At 70.2% G+C, this 21,867-nt stretch carries 15 protein-coding genes; 9 read left to right on the forward strand and 6 right to left on the reverse strand.

The genetic code is table 11. The annotated features are described in order from the left end of the window. The first annotated feature begins 3 nt into the window (after positions 1 to 3). Positions 4 to 732: a SitI6 family double-CXXCG motif immunity protein gene (gene sitI6, locus DB31_RS20335; RefSeq protein WP_044190458.1), complete on the forward strand. Its 729-nt coding sequence runs from the start codon at positions 4 to 6 to the stop codon at positions 730 to 732. 22 nt (positions 733 to 754) lie between these two features. Here the strand turns inward: sitI6 and DB31_RS20340 are convergent, their stop codons facing one another. Both DB31_RS20340 and DB31_RS20345 read right to left on the reverse strand, forming a co-directional pair. Further along, positions 755 to 2,128, reverse strand: coding sequence for an amidase (locus tag DB31_RS20340; protein WP_044190460.1), 1,374 nt, complete (start codon positions 2,126 to 2,128; stop codon positions 755 to 757). Between the two features lie 105 nt (positions 2,129 to 2,233). Beyond that, a complete protein-coding gene (locus DB31_RS20345) occupies positions 2,234 to 3,046 on the reverse strand; it encodes a DUF2058 family protein (RefSeq protein ID WP_044190462.1) in 813 nt (270 codons plus the stop codon). Positions 3,047 to 3,146: 100 nt separating this feature from the next. Between DB31_RS20345 and DB31_RS20350 the strand changes: the two genes are divergently transcribed. Beyond that, the gene (locus tag DB31_RS20350; protein WP_044190464.1) at positions 3,147 to 4,181 is read left to right on the forward strand and encodes a hypothetical protein; all 1,035 of its coding nucleotides are present in this window, start codon (positions 3,147 to 3,149) and stop codon (positions 4,179 to 4,181) included. A gap of 371 nt (positions 4,182 to 4,552) precedes the next feature. Next, the gene (locus tag DB31_RS20355; RefSeq protein ID WP_044190467.1) at positions 4,553 to 4,903 is read left to right on the forward strand and encodes a hypothetical protein; all 351 of its coding nucleotides are present in this window, start codon (positions 4,553 to 4,555) and stop codon (positions 4,901 to 4,903) included. Positions 4,904 to 4,917: 14 nt separating this feature from the next. Here DB31_RS20355 and DB31_RS20360 read toward each other — a convergent pair whose 3' ends face one another. Then, entirely contained in the window at positions 4,918 to 6,438 is a 1,521-nt protein-coding gene (locus tag DB31_RS20360) for a peptidase M3 (protein ID WP_044190469.1), read from the reverse strand. A gap of 93 nt (positions 6,439 to 6,531) precedes the next feature. Here DB31_RS20360 and DB31_RS20365 point away from each other — a divergent pair, with 93 nt between their 5' ends. After that, complete coding sequence (locus DB31_RS20365; RefSeq protein WP_044190471.1) at positions 6,532 to 7,458, forward strand: RluA family pseudouridine synthase; 927 nt, start codon at positions 6,532 to 6,534, stop codon at positions 7,456 to 7,458. 5 nt (positions 7,459 to 7,463) lie between these two features. Here DB31_RS20365 and DB31_RS20370 read toward each other — a convergent pair whose 3' ends face one another. Continuing rightward, a complete protein-coding gene (locus tag DB31_RS20370) occupies positions 7,464 to 7,799 on the reverse strand; it encodes an Hpt domain-containing protein (protein WP_044190474.1) in 336 nt (111 codons plus the stop codon). 112 nt (positions 7,800 to 7,911) lie between these two features. Next, positions 7,912 to 8,925, reverse strand: a complete 1,014-nt coding sequence (locus DB31_RS20375) for a glycosyltransferase (protein WP_044190477.1) — start codon at positions 8,923 to 8,925, stop codon at positions 7,912 to 7,914. Positions 8,926 to 9,018: 93 nt separating this feature from the next. Here DB31_RS20375 and DB31_RS50550 point away from each other — a divergent pair, with 93 nt between their 5' ends. Then, on the forward strand, positions 9,019 to 14,235 hold the full coding sequence (locus DB31_RS50550) for a tetratricopeptide repeat protein (protein ID WP_240486784.1): 5,217 nt from the start codon (positions 9,019 to 9,021) through the stop codon (positions 14,233 to 14,235). A 6-nt stretch (positions 14,236 to 14,241) separates the two neighbouring features. On the opposite strand, the gene DB31_RS20385 is transcribed toward DB31_RS50550, so the two are convergent. Further along, a complete protein-coding gene (locus DB31_RS20385; RefSeq protein WP_044190480.1) occupies positions 14,242 to 15,093 on the reverse strand; it encodes a PorV/PorQ family protein in 852 nt (283 codons plus the stop codon). A gap of 59 nt (positions 15,094 to 15,152) precedes the next feature. Between DB31_RS20385 and DB31_RS20390 the strand changes: the two genes are divergently transcribed. The 4 genes from DB31_RS20390 to priA all read left to right on the forward strand — a co-directional run bounded on the left by DB31_RS20390 (position 15,153) and on the right by priA (position 21,854). Further along, complete coding sequence (locus tag DB31_RS20390) at positions 15,153 to 15,950, forward strand: hypothetical protein (protein WP_240486785.1); 798 nt, start codon at positions 15,153 to 15,155, stop codon at positions 15,948 to 15,950. A 232-nt stretch (positions 15,951 to 16,182) separates the two neighbouring features. Further along, positions 16,183 to 16,902: a lysozyme gene (locus DB31_RS20395; protein WP_052420134.1), complete on the forward strand. Its 720-nt coding sequence runs from the start codon at positions 16,183 to 16,185 to the stop codon at positions 16,900 to 16,902. Positions 16,903 to 16,941: 39 nt separating this feature from the next. Continuing rightward, positions 16,942 to 19,431 (forward strand): HD domain-containing protein, encoded by a 2,490-nt coding sequence (locus tag DB31_RS20400; protein WP_044190484.1) that lies wholly within the window; start codon positions 16,942 to 16,944, stop codon positions 19,429 to 19,431. A 140-nt stretch (positions 19,432 to 19,571) separates the two neighbouring features. Then, entirely contained in the window at positions 19,572 to 21,854 is a 2,283-nt protein-coding gene (priA, locus tag DB31_RS20405) for a replication restart helicase PriA (RefSeq protein ID WP_240486786.1), read from the forward strand. Positions 21,855 to 21,867: the final 13 nt, after the last annotated feature.

Genomic DNA, 21,867 nt, shown 5'->3' on the forward strand with positions numbered 1-21,867 from the left:
GCCATGCGATTCTACTCGGTGCAAGGCGTTCCAGACCCGCGGTACTCGGGCGAGCATACGGACGCGCGCAAGTGGAGCCTGCCCGGAATTCAATGCCCAGCGTGTCAGGCCATCTGGTCCACCGCTGCGGATGCCTATCCCTCGGTGGATCTATCTCAGATGCCAGTAGACGAGCAGAAGAAGTATGGAGGGTTCCAGGAGGACTATGCGGAATTTGAGCGCTTGCGCGAGCAGGTGCGGTCGCTAGCTCCTCCCGGCGTTCATCTCTGGCCCGGGACCGGTTTGGGGCCCATGACGGGCTCTGCTCAGGGGGAATTCGGTCCGCTCACCTTGGCACATCCGTGGAATCTGCTGATGCGGCGCGAGCCGCTGGAGCACCTCCAGGCCGAGGGACTTCGTGGTCTGAAGGGCTGCCGTACCCAGCTGCGTTTTCGCAAGAAGAACCCGCCTGAACTTTTGGAGATGGAGTTGCTTCCGCGGGGACACGTTCATCCGGACTGCTTGCCCCCGGACCGTCCCGCCCCATGCCCGAAGTGTGAACGCAAGGGGTGGAAACGCCCTCCAGAGGAAGAACTCATCCTGGATGCAGCCACGCTGCCGCAAGACCAGGACTTGTTCCGGCTGGAGGACTTTTTGACGTCGGTCATCTGCACCGAGCGCTTCGTCCAGGCAGTGCGGCGGTTGGGCTACGAGCAGGACATTGCCTTCCGCGAACTGCCGGTACGGGGCTGACAGCCTGCGTCCCGGAGGAACCTCAGAAGAGGGTAGGGATCGAGTAGGGCGGCCAGCAGTCCTTCCATGGGCGCGCCTCTTCGAGTTGATACGCGAGACTCAGGAGCAACGCGTCGGCGCCGGGAGCCGCAGCGAAGTGGATGCCGATGGGCAGCCCGCTCTCCGAGAAGTGGAGAGGCACTGACATCGCCGGGCACCCAGCGATGTTGTGGATGGGCGCGTAGCCGTTGGTCCGCGCTGTGCGGCGGATCAGCTCCTCACGCTTCAGCACGGGTGACAGGTGCCCGATGCGCCAGGGCTCGGTGGCGAGCGTTGGCGTGAGCACCACGTCGTAGCCTCGGGTCGTCTCCAAATAGGTGCGCACTGCCTGGGCAAAGACAGCCCGCGCATGCAGCAATGCATCGGGCCCGCGCGAGAGGAAGGTCTCCACCAGCGCCCAGGTGAAGGGCTCGAGCTCCTCGGTCTGCACGGGTACGCCCCGTGTCTGGTCGATTCTGTCGATGATGCTCGCCACCGCCGCACCCGCGACGAGGAAGAAGGCGTCTCCCAACTCCGGACCGCTGAAGAGAGGGGGCTCGATAGGCTCAAGAACGTGACCGAGCTCAGAGAGCAGCGTCATTGCCTCCTCATAGGCGCGGCGCACCGGTGGCTCCGGCTCCGTGCCCAGCACTGTCCGCGTCCAGGTCACGATGCGCAGCTTGCGTGTGATGGGCTCTCGCACGAAGCCGACGGGCATGCCGCTCGAGCGATCCTCGGTGAGCGACAGGAACAACGCGCTATCGCGCACCGAGCGGCTGATGCAGTGGTCGCTCGTCATGTCTCCAAAGTCAGTGCCCCGCATTCCCGCTGACACCGTACGGCCACGGCTCGGCTTGAAGCCAAAGACACCGCACGCCGACGCGGGCATTCGGATCGAACCGCCCCCATCATTCGCGTGCGCGAGCGGAACGAGCCCCGCCGCCACCGCCGCCGCGCTCCCTCCGGACGAGCCTGCTGCTGAGCAGGAAAGATCCCACGGATTGTGGGTCACGCCCTCGAGCAGCGTCTCGGTGCTGGCCAGCAGGCCGAACTCCGACATCGCGCTCTTGCCCACGCACACGAGCCCTGACTCCACGAGCCGCCTGCCATGCGGCGTCTGTTGATGAGCGGCTTGGGCCGCGAACAGCCGAGAACCCCACGACCACCGCAGCCCTGGCCACGGCGTCGAGTCCTTTACCAGGAACGGCACCCCGGAGAACGGCCCCGCGCCTGCCGGACGGCGGCGCTCACGCTCGACCGTGACCACCGCGCGCAGCAGCGGATTCAGCGCCTCGATGCGCACCATGCACGCATCGAGCAACTCCTCCGCAGAGACCTCCCCCCGCGCGCATAGCTCCGCTTGAGCCATGCCATCCATGCGGGCGAGAGACGCTAGCTCCTTCACGGGACACCCCTCTCTCCACTTCGCCTTCCGCGAGCTGCCGGTTCACGGCAGCCCACGGTGAGCGTCCCAGGGGAGCCGTTACTGCGCCTGCGGCTCCGAGCTTCCACCCTCGGGCGCGCTGCCTTCGGGGGGCGGCGCGGCGGCCTCGGCCGAACCCTCTCCGCCCTCGGGCTCGTCCGGAATCTCCGGTGCCGTGCCCGCGGCCTCGGCCGCCTGCTGCGCCTTCACGTCGTCGTCGCTCATGAAGCCGATGGGGCTCTCCGTGCGGTTCAGGAACCGCACCGACTTCTTCGAGAGAGCGAACATCTGCTCCGCCGTCGCCGCAGGCACCAGGGAGTGCTCGATCTGCGCCGGCTCTGGACGCTCCACCACCGCCAGCGCTCCGTCCTCGAGCTGCTTGGCCTGCGCCGGCGTCAGCTCCAGCCGCCGCAGCTTCCCCTTGCGCGTCATGAAGTAGAACGCCGTCTCGCCCGGCTCGGTGACCACCTGCGCCCCGAGCACCAGCTCCCGCAGCGCCTTGTCCAACTCCATCTGCTTCTTGGACTCGATGCGCTGGTACTCCTTGGAGCCCGGCAGCGGAGGAAGCTTGGGGATCGGCTTCTCCGCCGCCGCCACCGGGGCAGGCCGGCCATGCTGCGGGCGGCCACCACCCTCGCGGCGAGGAGGCGGGCGGTCGTCCCGGCGCTGCGGGCGGTCGTCCCGGCGCTGCGGAGGCCGGTCCCGGTCGTCCCGGCGCGGAGGCCGGTCGTCCCTCCGAGGTGCGTTGCCCTCGGTGCGCTGGGTCTGGGCAGGGGGCGGGCGGCGGGGGGCCGGGGCGCTCGCCTCTGCCTTTTTGGCCTCATCCTCGGATACGAGGCCTGCTTTCAGGAGTTTGTCGCGCAGGTTCTGCATGTGTGGGGGGCGTTCTATCCCTTGCACAGCGGAGCGCAAGGGGCGCTTGCCGCCTCTGTACGCGCCACATAACTTGCGCTGCCCTTTCGTCGGAGGATCTGTGAGCCGTCTCAAGAGGTCCGCATTCATTGCCGTACTGGCGCTCACTGCCGCCGCCTGCACCGATCCCGTCGATAAGGCCGCCAAGCAGCGCATCTTCTCGCCCGAGGACCCGCCCAAGGCGGTGGCCTCGGCCGCCGAGAAGCTCGCCCCCGAGGACGTGGCCGACAACCCCTACGTCGCCCGCCGCATCCTCGGCATGGAGGCCGCCGAGATGACCGAGCGCCTCGGGCCCCATGCCTACAAGGCGAAGATCGACTTCGAGTGGACCACCCAGGAGACCCCGCCCGTGCGCATCTCCGAGACGCGCACCTTCCGCGCCGGCCCCGGGGGTGTCAGCGGCGACTTCCACGGTCTGCTGGAGAACAATCGCGACCAGGGACTCGAGGTGCTCCGCGTGGGCGGCAAGGTGTTTGCCCGCAACCGCTACGGCACCTTCCGCCAGCGTCTGCGCGACCGCGGCATGGGCGAGCGCACCCGCACGGAGCTCACCAGCGCCATGCGCGACATGGACGCGCTCTTCCAGGGCCGCATCCAGCTGGCGCCCCAGGGCACCGTCACCTACGAGGGCCGCACCGCGTGGCGCTACCAGGTGAAGCTCGGCCCCGAGGCCCACCCGACGGGCTCTCGCAACCTGCCGTCCATGCTGGAGCCCAAGAACGGCCGCGATGAGACCACGCGCCGCCGCCTCGCCTTCTTCGAGCACCGCGTCCCCAAGAGCCTGGAGGGCGAGGTGCTGGTGGATGCGGCCACCTCCGTGGTCCTCAAGGTCCGGCTGGATGGAAACCTCTCGGTGCCCGCGGACAAGACACCCGAGACCGCCGAGCTGCGCATGTCCCTGGAGTCCGCCGTCACCGAGATTGGCCAGGACCCCAAGCTCCAGCCCCCCGAGAAGTTCCTCCCCGACGCCGACAAGCCCGAGGGCATCGCCGACGCGCTCGACCGCTTCGGCATCCCCCGCGCCAAGGGCGGGACCGATGCCGGTGTCCCTGCCGCCGATGCCGTCCCCGACGAGGACGAGGGCGACCGCCAGTAGCCGCGCAGAGCGGAATCTTTTGATGTAGGTTGAAGTGCGCGCAGCCAGGTCCTACCCGTCAGGGTGGCCTGGCTGTCTGCTTTGTGGCGCACGCCGGGCGGCCAGGGATTTCTCCTCGGGCGCAGGGTGCGCTATGCAGGGTTTTTCCCTCTGAGAGCGCCGTGCTTTCGAGTGCGTCAGGAGCCCCGGCCCGGCTCTCCTGGAACAGGGCTTCCCCTGGAGCGAGAGCGTTCGCCCGCTACATCTGGGGATCAACCTGTTGGAAGAAAATTTGACCGATCACTTGCGTCTTCTAGAATCCCCAACAGTTGCGGCCCAGACGCGTCTGACATGCTCATGTGTTCAGGTGGCGTCACTTCAAGGGAGCGGAGATGGAGCGCAAGGCTGGTAGCACCACGGTGACGGCGAAGGAGGTCAAGGCGGCGCTGGAGAAGACGCGCACCCTGACGTCCACGGAGGAGAAGGCGTTGCGGATGCGCCATGGTGCTGGCGCGCCCAGCAAGACGGCTCCGCTGCCTCGCGCCGCGGGCGACAACGAGGAGCTGGCCGACGAGCTGCTCGTCATCGAGATGCAGCTGATGAAGGCGATGCGCGCTCGCACGGGTCAGACGAAGTCGGGCAGCAAGCCGCAGGTGGCCGCCGCCCGCGCCAGCGAGAAGACGACGTCCTCGGGCAACGCGGCGAAGGACAAGATCGTCCGCGCGCTGCGCAAGAAGAAGTAGTCCCGCAGCCGGGTCTACCCGTTGAGTATGGCCACGAGGCGGGCTCCCGCCTCGGGAACGGAGAGTCCCGTGCCGCTCACCTCCGTGGAGAGCGCCTCCGCGTCGTCGGTGCCTCCCCGTGAGAACAGCCCCTTGAGCCAGGTGCTGGCGGAGGGGTTGCGCCAGAAGTCCTCGTTGAAGCGCTCCATGAGCCGGGCCGTGAGGCGTGCTTCCAGCGCCCACGCTCGGAGATAGCGCGCCGAGTACAGCTGGGCGTCCACGTCGAACAGGAAGAAGCCCGGGTGCGGCTCCACCAAGAGCGCCCGACGCTGGCCTGCCGCGTACTCCTCGGCGCGCTCCTCCGAGGGGCCGCGCGTGAAGAGGGACAGCTCGTAGGTCAGCTTCGCGCAGTGCCGCCGCAGCACCGCGAGCGCCTGGAACGCCGCCAGCCGCACCGAGTCTTCCGCGGTGGCGGTGGGCAGGTGCAGGTAGCGCTTGAGCCACTCCGGAGAGAGCAGGAGCCGCTCGGTGAGCGCGGCGTAGGCCTCCGTCACCGAGGCATCCCCCAGGCGGCGCAGCTCCACCGGGGCCGTCTCCGAGATGTGGGCCAGGTGCTGGGCGTGGCCGTACTCGTGCAGCAGGCCGCCCAGCGCATCCATCCCGCCCTCCAGGTGGATGACGAGGCGTACCTCGTCTGGCACGCGCACGGCGGCGACGAAGGGACGGCGCGCCTTGCCCTCGCGGCGCTCGTCGTCCACGCGGATGCGCCCGTTGGCCGAGGGGGAGAGGTTCCACTCGTTCAGCCAGCGCGTCACCGCCGGCATCAGGTCCTCGCGCCGGAAGAAGGCGTCCATCCACGGCGCTCGCAGCGCGGCCTGGAGGTCATGCCGCCGCGCATCTCCCGAGGGCAGGGGGCGCAGGGTGGGCTCCACCTTGCGCAGCACGTAGCCGAGCACGTCCCGGTAGGCATCCTCTGTCTTCCGGAGCGTCTCCTCGGCGGCCTCGGTGAGCTTGTCGAGGGCGATGCCGGAGATTTCCTGGAAGAGGGTGGGGTAGCTCTTCGCGCCGAGGCGTTCGGTGGTCCGGAGCGCGGCCTCGCGGCGGGCGCCGTAGCGGCCGCGCTCGTTCCAGAGGAAGTTGCCCACGGCCCGCTCCAGCAGGGCCCGGCGGCCGCGCTGGGGCTCGCGGGGGAGCTGGGACAGCGCCTCGCCGAAGCTGAGCGTCTCCTCATCGATGGGCAGGCTGGCCTGGGCCTCCAGCTTCGCCACGGCCTCGGTGTCGCGTGCGGCGAGGGCATCCTCCACCTGTCCGGCGACCAGCTCGCGCAGCAGCTGCAGGCGACGCACGGCGAGCACGTCATTCTTGGAGCGTGCCTTCTCCAGCGCCTCGGTGGCGGCGGCGAAGGTGTCGGGGGAGGAGAGCTCGGGGAAGCTGGCGTGGAGGGCCCCCACAGGGAGCTCCGTGGCGAGTCCCGCGCCGTAGCGGTAGTGGAGGGTGGCCAGCTCGGCGAGGAAATCGTCCAGCCTCGCACGAAGGGAGTGCACGGGACGGTCCATGGCGGGCGCACGCTAACAGGAAGTGAGCGGCAGGGAAGGGGCTCCAGGCATAGAGTGCCGCCACATGACATCCGCGAGGCACGAGGACACCCCGTGAAGCGGCGGACCTTCCAGGCCGAGGGCGCCCAGGTGGGCCGCTCCGTGGTGGAGGCCGTGGCGGCCGAGCTGGGCATGCCCGTGGCGCAGGCGCGGGCCCTGGTGGAGGCGGGAGCCGTGTACCTCGCGGGCCGCCGCTGCCGGGACCCCGAGGCCCGCCTGCGCGCCGGCCAGGTGGTGGCGGTGGTGCTGGAAGAGGGGGGGCAAAGCCCGCTCGAAGCGCCCCCTCCGCCCCCGCCGTTCACCGTCTTGCTCGAGGACGCGGCGCTCATCGCCGTGGACAAGCCCGCGGGCATCACCGCGCAGCCCACGGAGGGGCGCGTCGGCGGCAGCCTGGTGGATCTCGTGAGCGCACGGCTGGGCTCGCCCGCGGGGCTGGTGCACCGGTTGGATCGAGAGACCTCGGGTGTCACCGTCTTTGGAAAGACGGCGCAGGCCACGAGTGCGCTGGCGGCCGAGTTTCGCGAGGGCCACGCGCGCAAGCGCTACCTGGCGGCCACGGGACCCGGGCTTCCCGAGTCGGGCTCGGTGGATCTTCCGCTCTCGAAGGATCCGTCCCGCCCAGGGCGGTGGCGCGCGAGCCGTACCGCGAACGGCCTGCCCGCCCTCACCCACTTCCGGAGGTTGTACGCGGGCGAGGCGTTCTGCCTCGTGGAGCTGCTGCCGCAGACTGGACGGACGCATCAGCTCCGCGCGCACCTTACGGCGCTGGGAACGCCCATCCTGGGAGACGCACGTTATGGAGGTGCGGCTCGGGCCGCGGGGCTCGCTGCGCCACGGTGCCTGCTGCACGCGCAGGCCCTGCAGCTGGCACACCCGGACACGAGACAACGTCTGCTCCTCGAAGCCCCTGTGCCCGAGGATCTCCAGCGCTTCTTTGATCAGGCGGGGATTGCCGCGCCCTCCGGCCTCATTCCGGGCTGAGCCGCTCAGGTGCGGCGCGCGGCCTCGGTGAGGATGGGACGAGCCTCTTCGAGGCGGAGGATCACCTCGTCGATGGCCGCGGGCACCTGCTCCTGCGCGCCCCGGCTGGCCAACTGCTCCAGTTCGAGACAGCAGATGCGCATGCGGATGACTCCGAGCACGCCACAGCTTCCAGCGAGTCCGTGCGCCTCGAACTCCAGGGTCTTCAAGTCTGCCGCCGCCAGGGCTGCCTGCATCCGGCCGATTCGAGCGGTGGCACTCGCGAAGAACTCTCGCACCAGGTCCGCCACGAGCGATGGCGTGCGCGAGGACTGCAACGCCCGGAGTTGATCCAGGGTCATCGGATCGACCGTGGGTGCTTCAGTGGTCGTGGGTTGTGTCTTGGGAAGTGACAGCGGTCTCTCTCCTGGGCGCAATCTTAATCGCTTCATCCCCCGCAGGGGATCACCCACCTCATGCCACGCACAGGAAGTCCTTGCCCTCCACCCAGCCGCGATCCGTGAGCCAGGACCGGAGTTCCTCGCGAGCCCAGCGAACCCCGACACACACCAGCAGGAGCCCCTCGTCTGGAGGCCCCAACGCGTCTCCCGAGACCACGGGAATTCCATGGATGCGGGTGCCCACCTTTCGTGGGTGCACCTCCACGAATCGCTGCACGGAGATGCCGTGCTCGCGCAGCAAGCGCGTCATCGTCAGCCCGCTTGGACCCGCTCCCCAGAGGGTGCACGGCCGCCCGTTCGCCAGGGGTCCAAGCGCGAGGTAGCGCGCCTTCAACCAGGTGAAGCGCCGCACCTTGTAGCGGGGATCCGTCCGCGTCAGCCTTCCCGAGCTGTCGCGCCAGCGCAGCAGCACCTCGGGCAGGTTCCGCAGGCCATACCCCGCGTGAATCAGCTTGAGCCACAGCGCGTAGTCCTCGGGAAAGTCTCCGTGCTCCCAGCCACCGGTGGCCACGAGCGGCTCACGCCGCAGGCACACAGAGGGGTGGCACAGGGGGCTCTCGATGAAGCGGGCCCTCCAGAGATCCTCGGCCGTGGTGAGCCCGTTGAGCCAGGCTGCATACGCCTGGAGCGAGGGGCTCACAGGTTGATCGTCTCGGAACAACTCCACTCCTGTTCCCACCCCCGCCAGGTGGGAGTCCGCCTCCAAGGCCACCACGCTGGCCTCCAACCGGCGCGGCAGTGCCTCGTCGTCCGCATCCATGCGGGCCACGTAGGGGGATGTGGCTTGCGAGAGCCCCAACTGGAGCGCCGCCACCAGCCCCCGCCCCCCTCCGTCCAGCACCTCCACCCGCGAGTCCCGGGTCGCCAGCCCCTGGAGAACCTCTCGCGTCCTGTCCGTGGAGCCGTCATCCACCGCCAGCACCCGGAGCTCTCTCAGGGTGCCTTCGAGCAAGCTCTCCACGGCTCGGGCCACGGTGGACTCGGCGTTGCGGGCGGGCAGGAGGACGGTGACGACCGGAGCGGGCATCGTGTGTAGACTGCCCCAGCGATGGGTGGCGTGAGAAACGGCAAGAGTGGTCCCGAGCCCGGAGAGTCCGGTGCTCGCCAGGAGACGCTTGCCGTGGATCCGGCCTCTGCGAAGGCCGACGGCCCGGTGTCCGGCAAGGTGGAGCAGCACCTCCAGGTGGCCTCGGGCCTGCTGAGGGAGCGGCAAGCCCCCAAGGCCTTTGGCGAGCTGGTGCGCGCCAGCCGGAGCCTGCCCATGACGCGGCGGCTCGCGGCGGCGCTCGTCGCCGTGTCGCTCCGGGCCGGCACCGAGGCGGCGGCCATCACGATTCTCTCTTCCGCCGTGGGCAAGGCGGAGGGCACGGTGCGCCGGGATGTGTACCGGCAGCTGGCGCGCGTACTGCGCCGGGTGGAGCAGTTCCCTCGCGCCATCGAGGCCCTGGAGTCGCTGCTGGCTTCGTTCCCGGGGGACCACGGCTCGCGCCGGGTGCTGCAGCACCTGCTGGAGCGCACCGGGAAGTGGGAGGCGCTCGTCGCCTCGCTGGAGACCGAGGCGCAGGAGGCTTTCGTGCGCGCGGAGTACGCCCGCGCAGCCCGGGCCGCCAGCTGGCGCGCGAGGATCCAGGCCGAGCAGATGCGCAACCTGGCGCGCGCGGCCGAGAGCTACGGCAAGGCCGCCAACTACCTGGAGCAGATGGGCGACGCGGGCGGCGCCTTCGCCGTGCGGCTGGATGGGCTCCGGGTGATGCATGGGGCCGGGGCCTCCGAGGCGGTGCTCACGGCGGCGGCCTCGGTGTGCATGAGCGCGGCGGCCCGGCTGGGACGGGATGCGCAGGCGCGGCAGGTGCTGGAGGAGCTGAAGCTCATCCCCGTGCAGCCCAAGCCTCCTCCCACCGAGACTTCTCCCGGGTTCGAGCTGGCCACTGCCGCGCTCGATGTGGACGTGCGCAAGGTGGATGTCTTCCCGCCGGAGCTCGAGTCGTGGCTCGCCCGGCCCGTGAAGCAGATCGCTGAGACGTTGTCTCGGCCCGTGGCGGAGACGCAGCCCGCGCCGCCGAGGGCTCCGGCTCCCAAGCCGGCGGGACCGTCCGAAGAGGCGGACGTTCCGCGACCGCCCGAGCCACCGCTTCGCGCCTCTCCCTCCGCCTCGCGGACTGCCCGGCCCGCTGCGACGGTCGAGATGTCCCTGCCGTTGCTCCAGGCGATGATTGCGGCCTCTGCTTCCGGGAAGGGCGTGGGCGCTCCACCGAGCCCCGTTCAGGCAGCGCCTGCGGTGGCGCCAGCGCAGCCTCCCGCTCCGTCAGCCCCCGCGCCTGTTGAGGCTGCGGTCCCTTCGCCCGAAGCGTCCAGCACGGTCGAGTCCGCTGCGCCCTCGGCACCTCTTGGTGAGGCTGCCGCGCTCCCGGGTGCCGAGCCCGTCAACCCGGTGGATGCGCATGCCGAGGTTGTTGCGGCGTCGGGCCCCGAGCCTGTCAGCCCCGTCGAGGGTGAGACGGGGTCTGCTGCGGCACCAAGCCTCGAGCCTGTCAGCTCCATCGAGGGTGAGACGGAGTCTGCTGCGGCACCAAGCCCGGAGCCTGTCAGCCCCATCGAGGGTGAGGATGCGGCTGTTGCGGCACCGAGCCTCGAGCCTGTCAGCCCAGTCGAAAGTGAAGCCGAGGCCGTTGCCGCGCCGAGTTCCGAGCCTGCCAGCTCCGGTGATGATCAGGCCGGGGCTGTTGCAGCACTGGCTGCTGAGCCCACGAGTCCTGCCGGTGCCGAAGCCCAGGCCGTTGAGGCGCCGAGCGCCGAATCCGTCAGGGCCGCTGAGCCTGAGTCCGAGTCCGTTGAGGTCCCGAGTGCGGAGCCGAGCATTTCTGCCGAGGCTCCCGCCGAGCCTGCGGCTCCCTCCGCGGAGCAAGTCGAGGCCGCTGCAGTTCCCAGCTCTGAGGTTGCCTCCTCTCCAGCTCCCGAGATCGAGGCCGCCGAAGCCGCCGCAGCAGCTTCCGGGCCTGCGCAAGCGGAGCCGCCCAGCGCTGAAGCCGAAGACGTGGAAGCCTTCGCTGCTCCTCAGGAGGAAGGGGCTGCTCCGTCGATGAGCGAGCTGCTGGAGATCCCCGATGAGGGCTCCAGCCACCGCGCACCGCCCGTTGCCTCGCAAGACGGCGAGGAGTCGGGAGAGGACTCCGAGGAACCTGACACCTCCGCTCAGGAGCCTTGGGAAGATCCCGAGGCCGAGCATCGGCTGGAGGCGAGCCTCATCGCTCGCAAGTCCTGGCGCGAGCTGGCCCAGTTCTACCTGTCGCGCGCCGATGCCGCGAAGGACCCGATGCTCCGTGCCGAGGCGCTCACCCGGCTCGCGGAGCTGATGGAGGACGAGCTGGGCGATCCTTCGGGTGCCGCGCGCATCTACCGGGAGATCGTCACGCTGACGGGCGATCGAGATGCCCTCAAGGAGCAGGTGCGGTTGCTGGGCCAGCGCGGCGATTCGCAGTTGGTGCGTCGGGCACTCGATGAGGCGGTGCAGACGGCGCGCACGCCCAAGGCCCGCGCTGCTGCCTACCTGACGCGTGCCGAGCGCTCGCTCGAAGCGGGAGACCCGGCCAAGGCGAAGGCGGACTTCGAGACGGCGGAGGCGCTCACCCCGGGGATGCTCCTGGTGCTCGCGGGGCTGGTGCGCTGCGTGTCCAACGCCGAGCGGCCCCTCCTGGCCCAGCGCCTGAGGTCCGCGCTCGCCGCGGCTCCGCGCCGCTCTCCGGATCGGCTCGATGCCCTCCGGGTGCTCGCCTCCGTTGCCGAGGACCTGCTCAAGGACGCCAAGCTGGCCCAGTGGGCGTGGACCGAGGTGCTCGCCGAGGACCCCAGTGAGACCCGAGCACACGAGCGGCTCCTGGAGCTCGCACGGGCCCTCAAGGACGGTGCGGCCCTCAGCCAGCTCCTGCGTGAGCAGATCTCCCGCGATCCCCGAGGCCCCGCCGCGCGTCAGGCCCGGATGGAGCTGGTGGCGGCGCTGGAGGCGGCGGGAGACATGAACGGCGCGCTCACCGAGCTGCGCCAGGCGGTGCGCTTCGAGCCCGGCCATAAGGAGGCGTGGCTGATGTTGGCCGATCGCCTCACCGAGTGCGGGCAGATCGGTGAAGCGGCCTGGGCCATGGAGCACGCCGCCTCCGCGATGGAGGACGAGGCCGAGCGTCAGCGCGCCTGGGTCCGGCTGGCCAGCTTCTGCCACAAGGTGCTCAAGGATCCCACTCGCGCGGAGATGTACTCGCGGCGCGCGGAGAACCTCCGGCTCGCCCTGCAGGAGAAGGCCGCGCCTCCCGTCACCGATGCACCGCGCGGCCCTGCGCCCTACCGCGAAGGGGGCACTCGCACCCAGGTCCTGATGCCTCCTCCGGGCAACGTGGACCTGACGCCCTCGGGCCAGAGGTTCCCGCCCCTGGATGACGATCGTGGGACCGACGTCACCGATCCGGCCCCGAACCTCCCCGACCATGCCCGGCCGACCATCGAGTTCTCCGCGGTGAATTTCCCCGGGGACGCGATGCCGTTCTCCGACGAGGAGACGACAGCGACCGAGGCCCCCGAAGGGTTCGTGCCTCCGGGAGACGCTCCACCCGCCGCTCCGCCCGAGAAGGCCGCCAAGAGCGAGAAGGCTCCCAAGAGCGAGAAGGGGAGCAAGCCCGAGAAGAGCCCCCAGAGCGAGAAGGGGAGCAAGCCCGAGAAGGCCGCCGCAGTGCCCAAGAACCTGGGCAAGAAGCTCAAAATCGAGGCGCTGGATCCGTCCCGCGAGCTGGACTCGCTGCTCGGCGAGGAATTGGATGACACGGGGCACACCAGCCCGTCGCTGTCGGCCTGGAACATCAAGAGGCCCGTCCTTGTCCCTGCCACGCCGCAGAAGGAGAGCGCCCCGGCGCAGCCTCCCGCAGCCAGCGGACAGAAGCAGAAGCCTCCCCCGGAGAAGCCCGCCGCCGCCGAGCCGACGGATCGGCCGAAGAAGCTGCGTCCCCAGGTGACGGAGGAGATGCCTCGGCACTTCACGCCCGATCCGGAGTCGCCGACCCGCGCCGCTGCGGCCCGGGAGGTGACCGCACCTGGGCGCCGAGGCGGCGCGAAGCCTCCTCCCGCTCCGGAATCCCCCGCCGCTCGGAGCACTGCCCCCACCCCGAACGCCACCGGGAGCCGTCCAGCGGCAGTGGCCTCTCCCCAGGCCCCCAGTGCCTCGGGAGCGCAGCGCGGGGCCCAGCGCCGGACGTCCGCGGAAGACGCCCTCGCCCAGGTCTCGCCCCAGGAGTCGGAAGGACCGCCCTCGCTCGGCAGTGGGCCCGTCCAGAACACCGCGTTCATCTCCTGGGAGGCGCCGCCCGGGAAGATGGAGCCTGTGCGCCGCATGGCGCGCGCCCGCAGCGGGGCTCCCACCAAGGCTCCGCTGCCCGAGCATGGCTCCGAGCCCGCGGTGTTCAAGCAGGTGCGGGAGCACCCGCTCGATGGTGAGCTCTACGCGGAGATCGCGCAGTACTTCGACAGCCGCGGTGACGCCCAGCGCGCCGAGCTGATGCGCGAGATCTCCGACGCGCTCGTGGGCCGGGAGGGGGCTGCGGCCCGGCCCCCGCGCCGTCCGCTCTCCCCAGAGGACCGCTCTGGACTGCGCCATCCGATTCTGCGCTCGCCTTCGGGCGAGCTGCTCACGTGCGTGGGCGTGGCGCTCTGCCGGCTCTTCCCCACGCATGGCCGCGCCGCCGGAACCACCGAGCGGCTGCGCCCGAACCAGGGGTTGGGGGCTTCGGCCGCCCTTGAGGCCCTCCAGACCACCGAGCGCCTCCTCGGCATCGAGGCGCCGGCGGTGCTGCTCTCCGAGGACAACGGTCCTCCGTTCTCGCTCGTCTTCACCACCGAGCCCCGGCTGCTGGTGGGCAAGCAGGCGGTGCGGCAGGTGCTGCCCGCTCCAGAGCTGCGCTTCTACGCCGGGCGCGCGCTGCTCTGCCTGGGGCCGGATCTGCTGGCCCTGCGCAGCCTCAAGAAGGACCAGGTGCTGCGAGGCCTGGCGCTGTTCTCCTCGGTGATGAAGGATCCTCGCGCCGATGGCCTGGAGGCCCGCGTGGTGCGCGAGACCCTGACGCCCAAGCAGCTGGAGCGGGCCATGGCGCTGTACGGCCCCGCGACGCGCCAGTTCGACGTGTCGGCGCTGGCGGACGGAGCGCGCGATTCCTCCAACCGCGCGGGGCTGATCGCCTGCGGCGCGGTGGGCCCGGCGCTCGCGGCGCTGAGGATGAAGCGGGCCCTGGAGCGCGAGGTGGTGGAGCTGGTGCGCTTCGCCGCCTCGGAGCGCTACTTCCAGCTGCGCTCTCAGCGCTGAGCCGTCTCAGCCGCTCACTTGCAGCTTGAGGGTGAGCGCCAGCAGCCGGCCCTTGTCTCCGCCGAGATCATGCCGGTAGCCAAGGTCGATGCCGCCACCGGTCTCCGTCATGAAGCCCAGCCCGAAGCCCAGCTGCGAGGCCTTCTGGAACCCGTCATAGGTGTACCCCATGCGCACGGGGAACACCTGGCCGAGGATGTACTCGAAGCCACCGCTGTAGGTGAGGACGGTCTTGTCCCGGGACTCGAAGTCGGCGCGCACGTCCGCGCCCACCGTGAACAGCCCCGCGAGGTAACCGGTGTGGAGCGAGTAGTACCGCGTGAGCTCCACGTTGTGGGTGTCGATGAGGTTGTGCGCGGAGAAGCCCAGCGTGAGGCCATCGGACAGGCGCAGCAGCAGGCCACCATCCACCGTGGAGGCGTTGGTCTGCCGAGGGCCCGTCAGCTTCAGGTAATGCACGGACGTGCCGATGAAGATGCCCGGGGTAATGGGGAGGGCGAAGGCGAGCGTGCTGAAGTGGCCCGTGGTGCGGCCCTCGCCGCTGCGCAGGGAGAGGACGTGGTAGTCCAGCCCGGCGGCCAGGTCGCTCGTCTTGGCGTCCATCAGCGACACGCCGCCGAAGGCGTCCTTGCCCGAGGTGTCCCAGGAGCCGTGCAGCTCCATGCGGTACATCTTCCACAGGGCCATGGCGGCGGGGTTGCCCACCACGGCCTCGGTGCCCAACCCCAGCGCTCGGTAGGCCCCGCCCATGCCGTAGCCCCGGGCGCTGGTAATGTCGCGCAGATCGTCCACGTCGGACTGCGCATACACGGTGGTGGACAGACACAGCGCCAGCAGGACCATCAAGGGGCGAGGCATGGGGAGCGCATCCTAACCGCCTTGATGCCGGGGGGGGCCATCACTAGATTCCGCACCCCATGTCCGCTCGTCCACACCGGTTGTCGTTCCAGGGTCCCGTGAAGCGGGCCGTCTTTCTGCTCGGGATGCTCACTGCGCTGGCCGCGGGGGCGTATGTGCTGCCAGGAGGCTCCATCCTGCGCCGCATGGTCGGAGCGCAGGACGAGTCCATGCCCAGCTCGCTGCGCGTAGAGGGCACGTGGGTGTTCTCTGGCTCCGGGGTGAAGGAGGCCGCGGGGGCGCTCCGGGTGCCCTTCGAGCGCTCCGAGCTGATCGCCGACGGCGCCATCCTCATCAAGACGCCGGGGCGCTGCCGCTTCGAGCTGTCCGTGCCGGAGGGCACCCGGCTGGCTGCTGTCCAGGCGAGCGGGCGCCGGCGTGCGGAGGGCGCGGAGCTCGCGCCGCTGATGGCGGCCCTGAGCCAGCTGTGCCCGGTGCTGGGCGTGCGCGCCTCGTCGGATCATGATCTCGCGACCCGGGATGCCGTGGAGCAGCACCTGCAGAGCCTGGGCATCGCCACGCGCACCACCTCGCTGGCGCGCTTCGGCGGCGAGGTGGCCTACGTGCTCGGCGAGCCGGAGGAGGGCAAGCCCCAGTTCTGGATCTACAAGGACGGCTTCCGTCCGGCCCGTGTGCGGTGGAAGGAGAAGACGGGCCCTGCATGGGACGTTCGCTTCATCGACTACACCTCTCCGGCCACCGGCGAGTGGATGCCGCGCAGCCTCGAGGTGTGGCGCGATGGCCAGCGCGTGCTGCGCTTCACCGCCATCAAGTCGGACACCCGCGCCGCATTGAACGACAAGCTCTTCGCACCCTGAGCGCTTTTCAAAACTGCAATGCGGAGCACGGGCGGAAATGCCGCCCAAAATGACCGCTAATTGCCCTCTGGGCAGGCAAGTGGAGCGCAGCCCGAGCCGTGGTAGGCCAGCGGAATTCATCGGCTCTTCGCGGGATGACGCAGTGCGCAGAAACTTTTCGGTAGCTCCCTGGACAATGGCAGACAGAGCCGACGCCCCTGGCCGGAGTTCGGGCGTCCCCAGGGACACGACCATGCCCAAGCCCACTGCTCGCACCGCAGCCCCCCACGCGTTTCAGCTGAGGGAGGCCGCTGCTTCGGCGCTGAACCCGAACGCCCTCTTGCTGAAGTTCCTGCCCACGGGTGCGTCGGCGGCCACGGCGCGCCAGGACAGGCTGTCGGCGGGCATCGGCGCCTCGCACCGCATGGCGCTGGGGGATCTGCCCCGGCTGCGGCGCTTCCAGATTGCCTTCGAGACCGTGGCGGTGAAGTACGGTTTGCCCCCGGCGCTCCTGGCCGCCATCGCCAGCCGCGAGTCTCGCGCGGGCGGGATGCTGGACGTGAACGGGCTGGGCCACGGTGGGGACTGCTTCGGGCTGATGCAACTCGACTCCCGCTACCACCCTCCGCGCGGCGGCCCCTACAGCCCCGAGCACATCGACCAAGCTGCGCGCGTGCTGGAGCGGCTGCTCGAGGAAGTGAAGGCGAAGCACCCGGGCTGGCCGCCGGAGCAGCAGCTGCGCGGCGCGGTGGCCGCCTATGACGCCGGTGTGGAGCTTGTTCGGACCATCAAGGACATGGACCGCGGCACCACCGGGGATGACTACTCCAACGATGTGTGGGCGCGGGCGCAGGCGCTGGCGCCGGCCTTCGGTGGCACGGAGGGTCCGGTCACTGGCACGGGCCCCATCAGCGGCACGTTCCGGAGCCTGCGGGACCAGCTCAGCGTCCCGGGTGGCCGCCCGGTGTCCTGAAAGTAGCTGTGAGTGGGTAAGCCCTCGTATTCTGGGGGCATGTTCGATTACGAGCGAACGGAACTCTGGAAGCGGACGCTGGGGGAGCGGAGTGGGGATGCGGCGCAAGCGGCCCGTGCCCATCTCCGTGAGCAGCTGCGCAAGGCTTGGCAGCGGGCGGGGCAGCTCGCGGAGCAGATCCGAAGTGCCTACCCCGCATTGAAGGGCCAAGGTGGCAGCCGCTTCGATGCCCTCTGGGAGCGGGTGGATCTGCTGTTGGGCCCGGAGTACCCGCTCAACGCCGCCGAGGCCTTCGTGCTGGGCGGAGCGCTCATCATCTATGACTTGGGAGTGGGGCTCGCGGGCTTGCCGGGAGGCGAGGCGGAGCTGCGCAAGACCCAGGAGTGGAAGGACTCGCTGGCTACGAGCATCCGCCGCGAGACGGACCGGGCCCCGACGCCCAACGAGATGGCGTACCCCACGGACGAGTACGTGCAGCTCGCCACGGAGGAAGCGCTCCACCTGCTCGCCGTCAAGCACGCGCGGAAGCTGGGGCTGTTGCAGGGGAAGGGGCCGCAGGGTGAGGAACTGCAGCTCATAGAGGATGCGGGGCTGCGCCAGCAGTTCGGAGAGATCCTCGGGGAGCTGGCGTACAGCCACGACTGGGATGTGGCCGAGGTGGGGCGGGTGTTCTCGGCGCGGAGGCTCGAGGCACCGGCGCCGTCTCCGGCGGACTGGACGGTGGACACGCTGAAGGTGGCCGCGGCGCTGCGGGCGGCGGACACGCTGCTGGTGGAGGAGCGCCGCCGCAAGCTGAGCCGGCCGACGCTCGTGCATGATCGCCTCCTCTATACGGCGGGCGAGCCCTTCGCGCGGGGCGAGGCGGAGATGTTCTGGGCCTGCTTCGAGGCGCTGCGGAAGATCGACCGCGACTTGCACGACGTGGACGTGTTGCTCGCCTCGAGCGGGCGGCCGCGCTTCCTGGCGCGGGGCGTGGTGGACGCGGACGATGCGACGCGGCTGGCCACCCACGTGCGGACGCAGGGGTGGATGCCGGTGGACGCGCGCGTGCACGTGTCCGACGTGCCGAGCCTCATCGCGCAGATCGGCGGAGCGCAGCTGTACCGGAAGGACCCGTCGGTGCCGTTGCGCGAGCTCATCCAGAACGCGGCGGATGCCATCCGGGCGCGGCGGTCGCTGGAGGGGCTGAAGTCCGATTGGGGCTCCATCACCGTGCGCGTGGGCCGGGACTCGAACGGGCGCTGGATCGAGGTGGCGGACACGGGCATTGGCATGGCGGAGCGGGTGCTGACGCGGCACCTGCTGGACTTCGGGACGAGCTACTGGATGACCGAGGACATGCGCCGGGACTACCCGGGGCTGGCGGCCAGCGGCTTCGTGCCTGCGGGCCGGTTCGGCATCGGCTTCTTCTCGGTGTTCATGTGGGGCGAGCGCCTGCGGGTCATCTCGCGGCCGTTCCAGCAGCAGGCCACGCACGTGCTGGAGTTCGACAACGGGCTGGGCGCGCACCCCATCCTGCGGCCCGCGGATTCGGAGGAGGTGCTGTCGGAAGGCGGCACCCAGGTGCGCGTGTGGCTGTCGCGCGAGCGGGACTGGGAGCAGATGCTGCTGGACCGGAGCGATCAGTGGGACCACTGGTCCGAGTCCGAGGAGCGCATCTCGTTCGCCGAGCTGCTGGGGCGCATCGCTCCCACGCTGGACGTGACGTTGAAGCTGGAGGAGCGGCCCGGCCAGGTGCAGACGGTCATCGAGGCCAACGACTGGCGGACGCTCGAGGCCACGCGGCTGCTGCGGCGGATTGGGAACACGGCGCGGGGCGTGAACACGGCGCTGATGGAGTTCCTGGCGCCCATGGTGCGGCCGGTGCTGGATGCGAACGGGCAGTGCATCGGGCGTATCTGCATTGCTTCGGGGGCGATGCAGCGGTGGGCGGGGCTGTCGGTGATCACGGCGGGCGGACTGCGGGCGCGGTACTCGCGCGAGTTCACGGGGACGCTGCTGGGGTCCACGGACGTGGCCACGCGCGATGACGCGGAGCCGCTGGCGCTGCGCGAGGACCTGGCACGCTGGGCCACGGAGCAGGCCCGGCTGTGGGAGCGCTACCAGCTGAGCTTCGAGGGCTACGAGCTGCACAAGCGCCTGGACATTGGGCTGGCGGTGCTCTCGTGCGGAGGCGAGCCGGGAGGGCTGCCCATCGGCTACCGCGGAGGGACGCCCATCACGTTGGCGATGCTGCAGGAGTTCGTGGGCGAGCGGGACGAGGTGACGCTGGTGGATGGCTCGGAGCGGCCGGTGCGGAAGTTCCCAGAGCTGATCGTCATCCCGTGCCACGAGGCGGGGCACACGGCGGCGGGGCGGCTGCTGGTGCACTTGCCCGCGCTGATGGGCGTGTACATCGCCCGGGCCTGGGGCGTGACGGTGCAGGACGTGGTGGCGAATGTGGAGGTGTCCGAGAAGGAGTGGACGCCCACGGACGGACGCAAGCGCCGGACCTGGATCTTCCACCGTCCGAAGGTCCGCCTGCACTGAGCAGGACGCCTCGGGCCACTCCAAGCGTTCTAGCGAATGTCATGGAGCAATCCGCTCTCTTTGGTCATGAGGATCCGAGGCTGCCGTCCACTTCGAGTGGGCCGCAGGATCACACCGACGGTTGCAGGACCTCCCGAGACATGGTCGTGTCGGATCACTCCGGTACTGTGGATCTCGTGAGCTCGCCTGCTGCCCTTGCTTCCGTCGCTGTTGGCCGCCCCGTCCGGGGCGAGTTCACCTACGTCGTCCCGGACACCCTTTCGGGGCGCCTGTCCCCCGGTCAGCGCGTGCTGGTGCCCTTCGGGCGCGGCACGGCGCTGGGCTTCTTCCTCGGGCCTGCTTCCCAGCCTGCCGAGGAGGGAATCAAGCTCAAGCCCATCCAGCGCGTCTTGGAGGAGTCTCCCTCCCTCCCTCCGGACTTGATTGCCCTGCTGCGCTTCGCCGCCGAGCACTACCGCTACCCGCTCGGAGAGGTGATTCGCGGCGCGCTGCCCCCGGGCCTCTCCAAGGCCGAGGATGAGAAGGAGGCCCGGCCGGACGTGCAGCACTTCGCGGTGGCGGCCGTCACCGAGACTCCGCCCGAGCTGCGCCGCGCCCCTGCCCAGTCCGCCGCGCTGGCGTACCTGCTGGCCGTGGGAGGCCGCGCGCCTGTGGAGGAGGTGGCCCACTCCATCCCCGGCGGCCGGGAGACGCTCAAGAAGCTGGCCTCGCGCGGGCTGGTGCGCCTGGAGGAGCAGGTGCTCAAGCCGGGCGTGCGCGAGGGCCTCGCCCAGGGCCGCCCGGACCTGCTCACCCCCGAGCAGGACCTCGCGGTGAAGGCCCTGCACTACTCGCTCGACATGGGCGGCTTCCAGACGGTGCTCCTGCACGGCGTCACCGGCAGCGGCAAGACGGAAGTCTATCTGCGCGCGGTGGAGCACGCGCTCGCCCAGGGCAAGGGCAGCCTCGTGCTGGTGCCCGAGATTGCGCTCACGCCGCAGTTGGTGGGCCGGTTCCGCAGCCGGTTCGGCTCGGATGTGGCCGTGCTGCACTCGGGCCTCAAGGACCGCGAGCGTCTCTTTCACTGGCAGGCCCTGCGCAAGGGCACGGTGCGCATCGCTGTCGGGGTGCGCTCGGCCATCTGGGCCCCCGTGGAGAACCTGGGCCTCGTCGTCGTGGACGAGGAGCATGACCCCTCCTTCAAGCAGGAGGACAAGCTCCGCTACAACGCCCGTGACATGGCGGTGATGCGCGGCAAGCAGGCCGGGGCCCTGGTGGTGCTCGGCTCGGCTACGCCCTCGCTGGAGTCCCTGGAGAACGTCCGCCGCGGCCGCTACCGCCTGCTGGAGATGAAGCACCGCGTGGACGACCGGCCCATGCCCACCATCGAGCTGGTGGACCTGCGCATCGAGCGTCCTCGCGACGGCGGCCCTGTCACGGAGGAGGCGCCCATCCTCTCCCAGCCGCTGCTCGACGCGATGCAGCAGACGCTGGACCGGGGCCAGCAGACCATCCTCTTCCTCAATCGCCGCGGCCACAGCACCTTCCTGCTGTGCGAGGTGTGCGGGCTGACGCTCAAGTGCTCCGAGTGCGACGTGTGCCTCACGCTGCACCGCGCGGCCTCGCGCGTCATGTGCCACTACTGCGGCCTGGCCACCCCCGTGCCCGACCGCTGCCGCGAGTGCACCGGACCCATGCTCAGGCTCGGCATCGGCACCGAGCGTGTGGAGACCGAGGTGGCCGAGCGCTTTCCCCAGGCCCGCGTCGCCCGGCTGGACCGGGATGCCGCCACCAGCGGCGAGCGCGTCACCGAGCTGCTGGCCGCCTTCGCCCGGCGGGAGATCGACATCCTCGTGGGCACGCAGATGGTGGCCAAGGGTCATGACTTCCCGGGCGTCACCCTGGTGTGCGTCGTCATGGCGGACACCTCGCTGGCCATCCCGGACTTCCGCGCCGCCGAGCGCACCTTCCACCTGCTCACCCAGGTGTCCGGCCGGGCCGGACGCGGCAAGGACCCAGGCCGGGTGCTGGTCCAGACGTACAACCCGGACTCCGAGCCTGTGAAGCGGGTGCTGGCCCATGACTTCGAGGGCTTCGCCCAGCAGGAGATGGAGTGGCGCCAGGCCCTGGCCTATCCCCCCTTCGCTCGCATGGCGGCCGTCCGCATCGAGGGCGAGCACCCAGAGCAGACCGCCGGTGTCGCCCGCATGCTTGGAGATTTCCTCTCTCGGCGGATGCCACCCCCCTCCGCCGGGGTGCGCATGCTGGGGCCGGCCCTGGCTCCCATCTCCCGGCTCCGAGGGCGGACGCGGTGGCAGCTCCTCCTCAAAGGGCCGACCCATGTAGCACTGTCCCCGCTGCTTGCCCGCCTGGAGGCGAAGCTGGAGGACATTCCTGCCGGAGTGAAGGTGACGATCGACGTGGATCCCGGGGCCATGCTGTAGACTCGGGCGGCTT

Source organism: Hyalangium minutum (genome assembly GCF_000737315.1).
In the GTDB taxonomy this organism is placed as follows: Bacteria; Myxococcota; Myxococcia; order Myxococcales; family Myxococcaceae; genus Hyalangium; species Hyalangium minutum.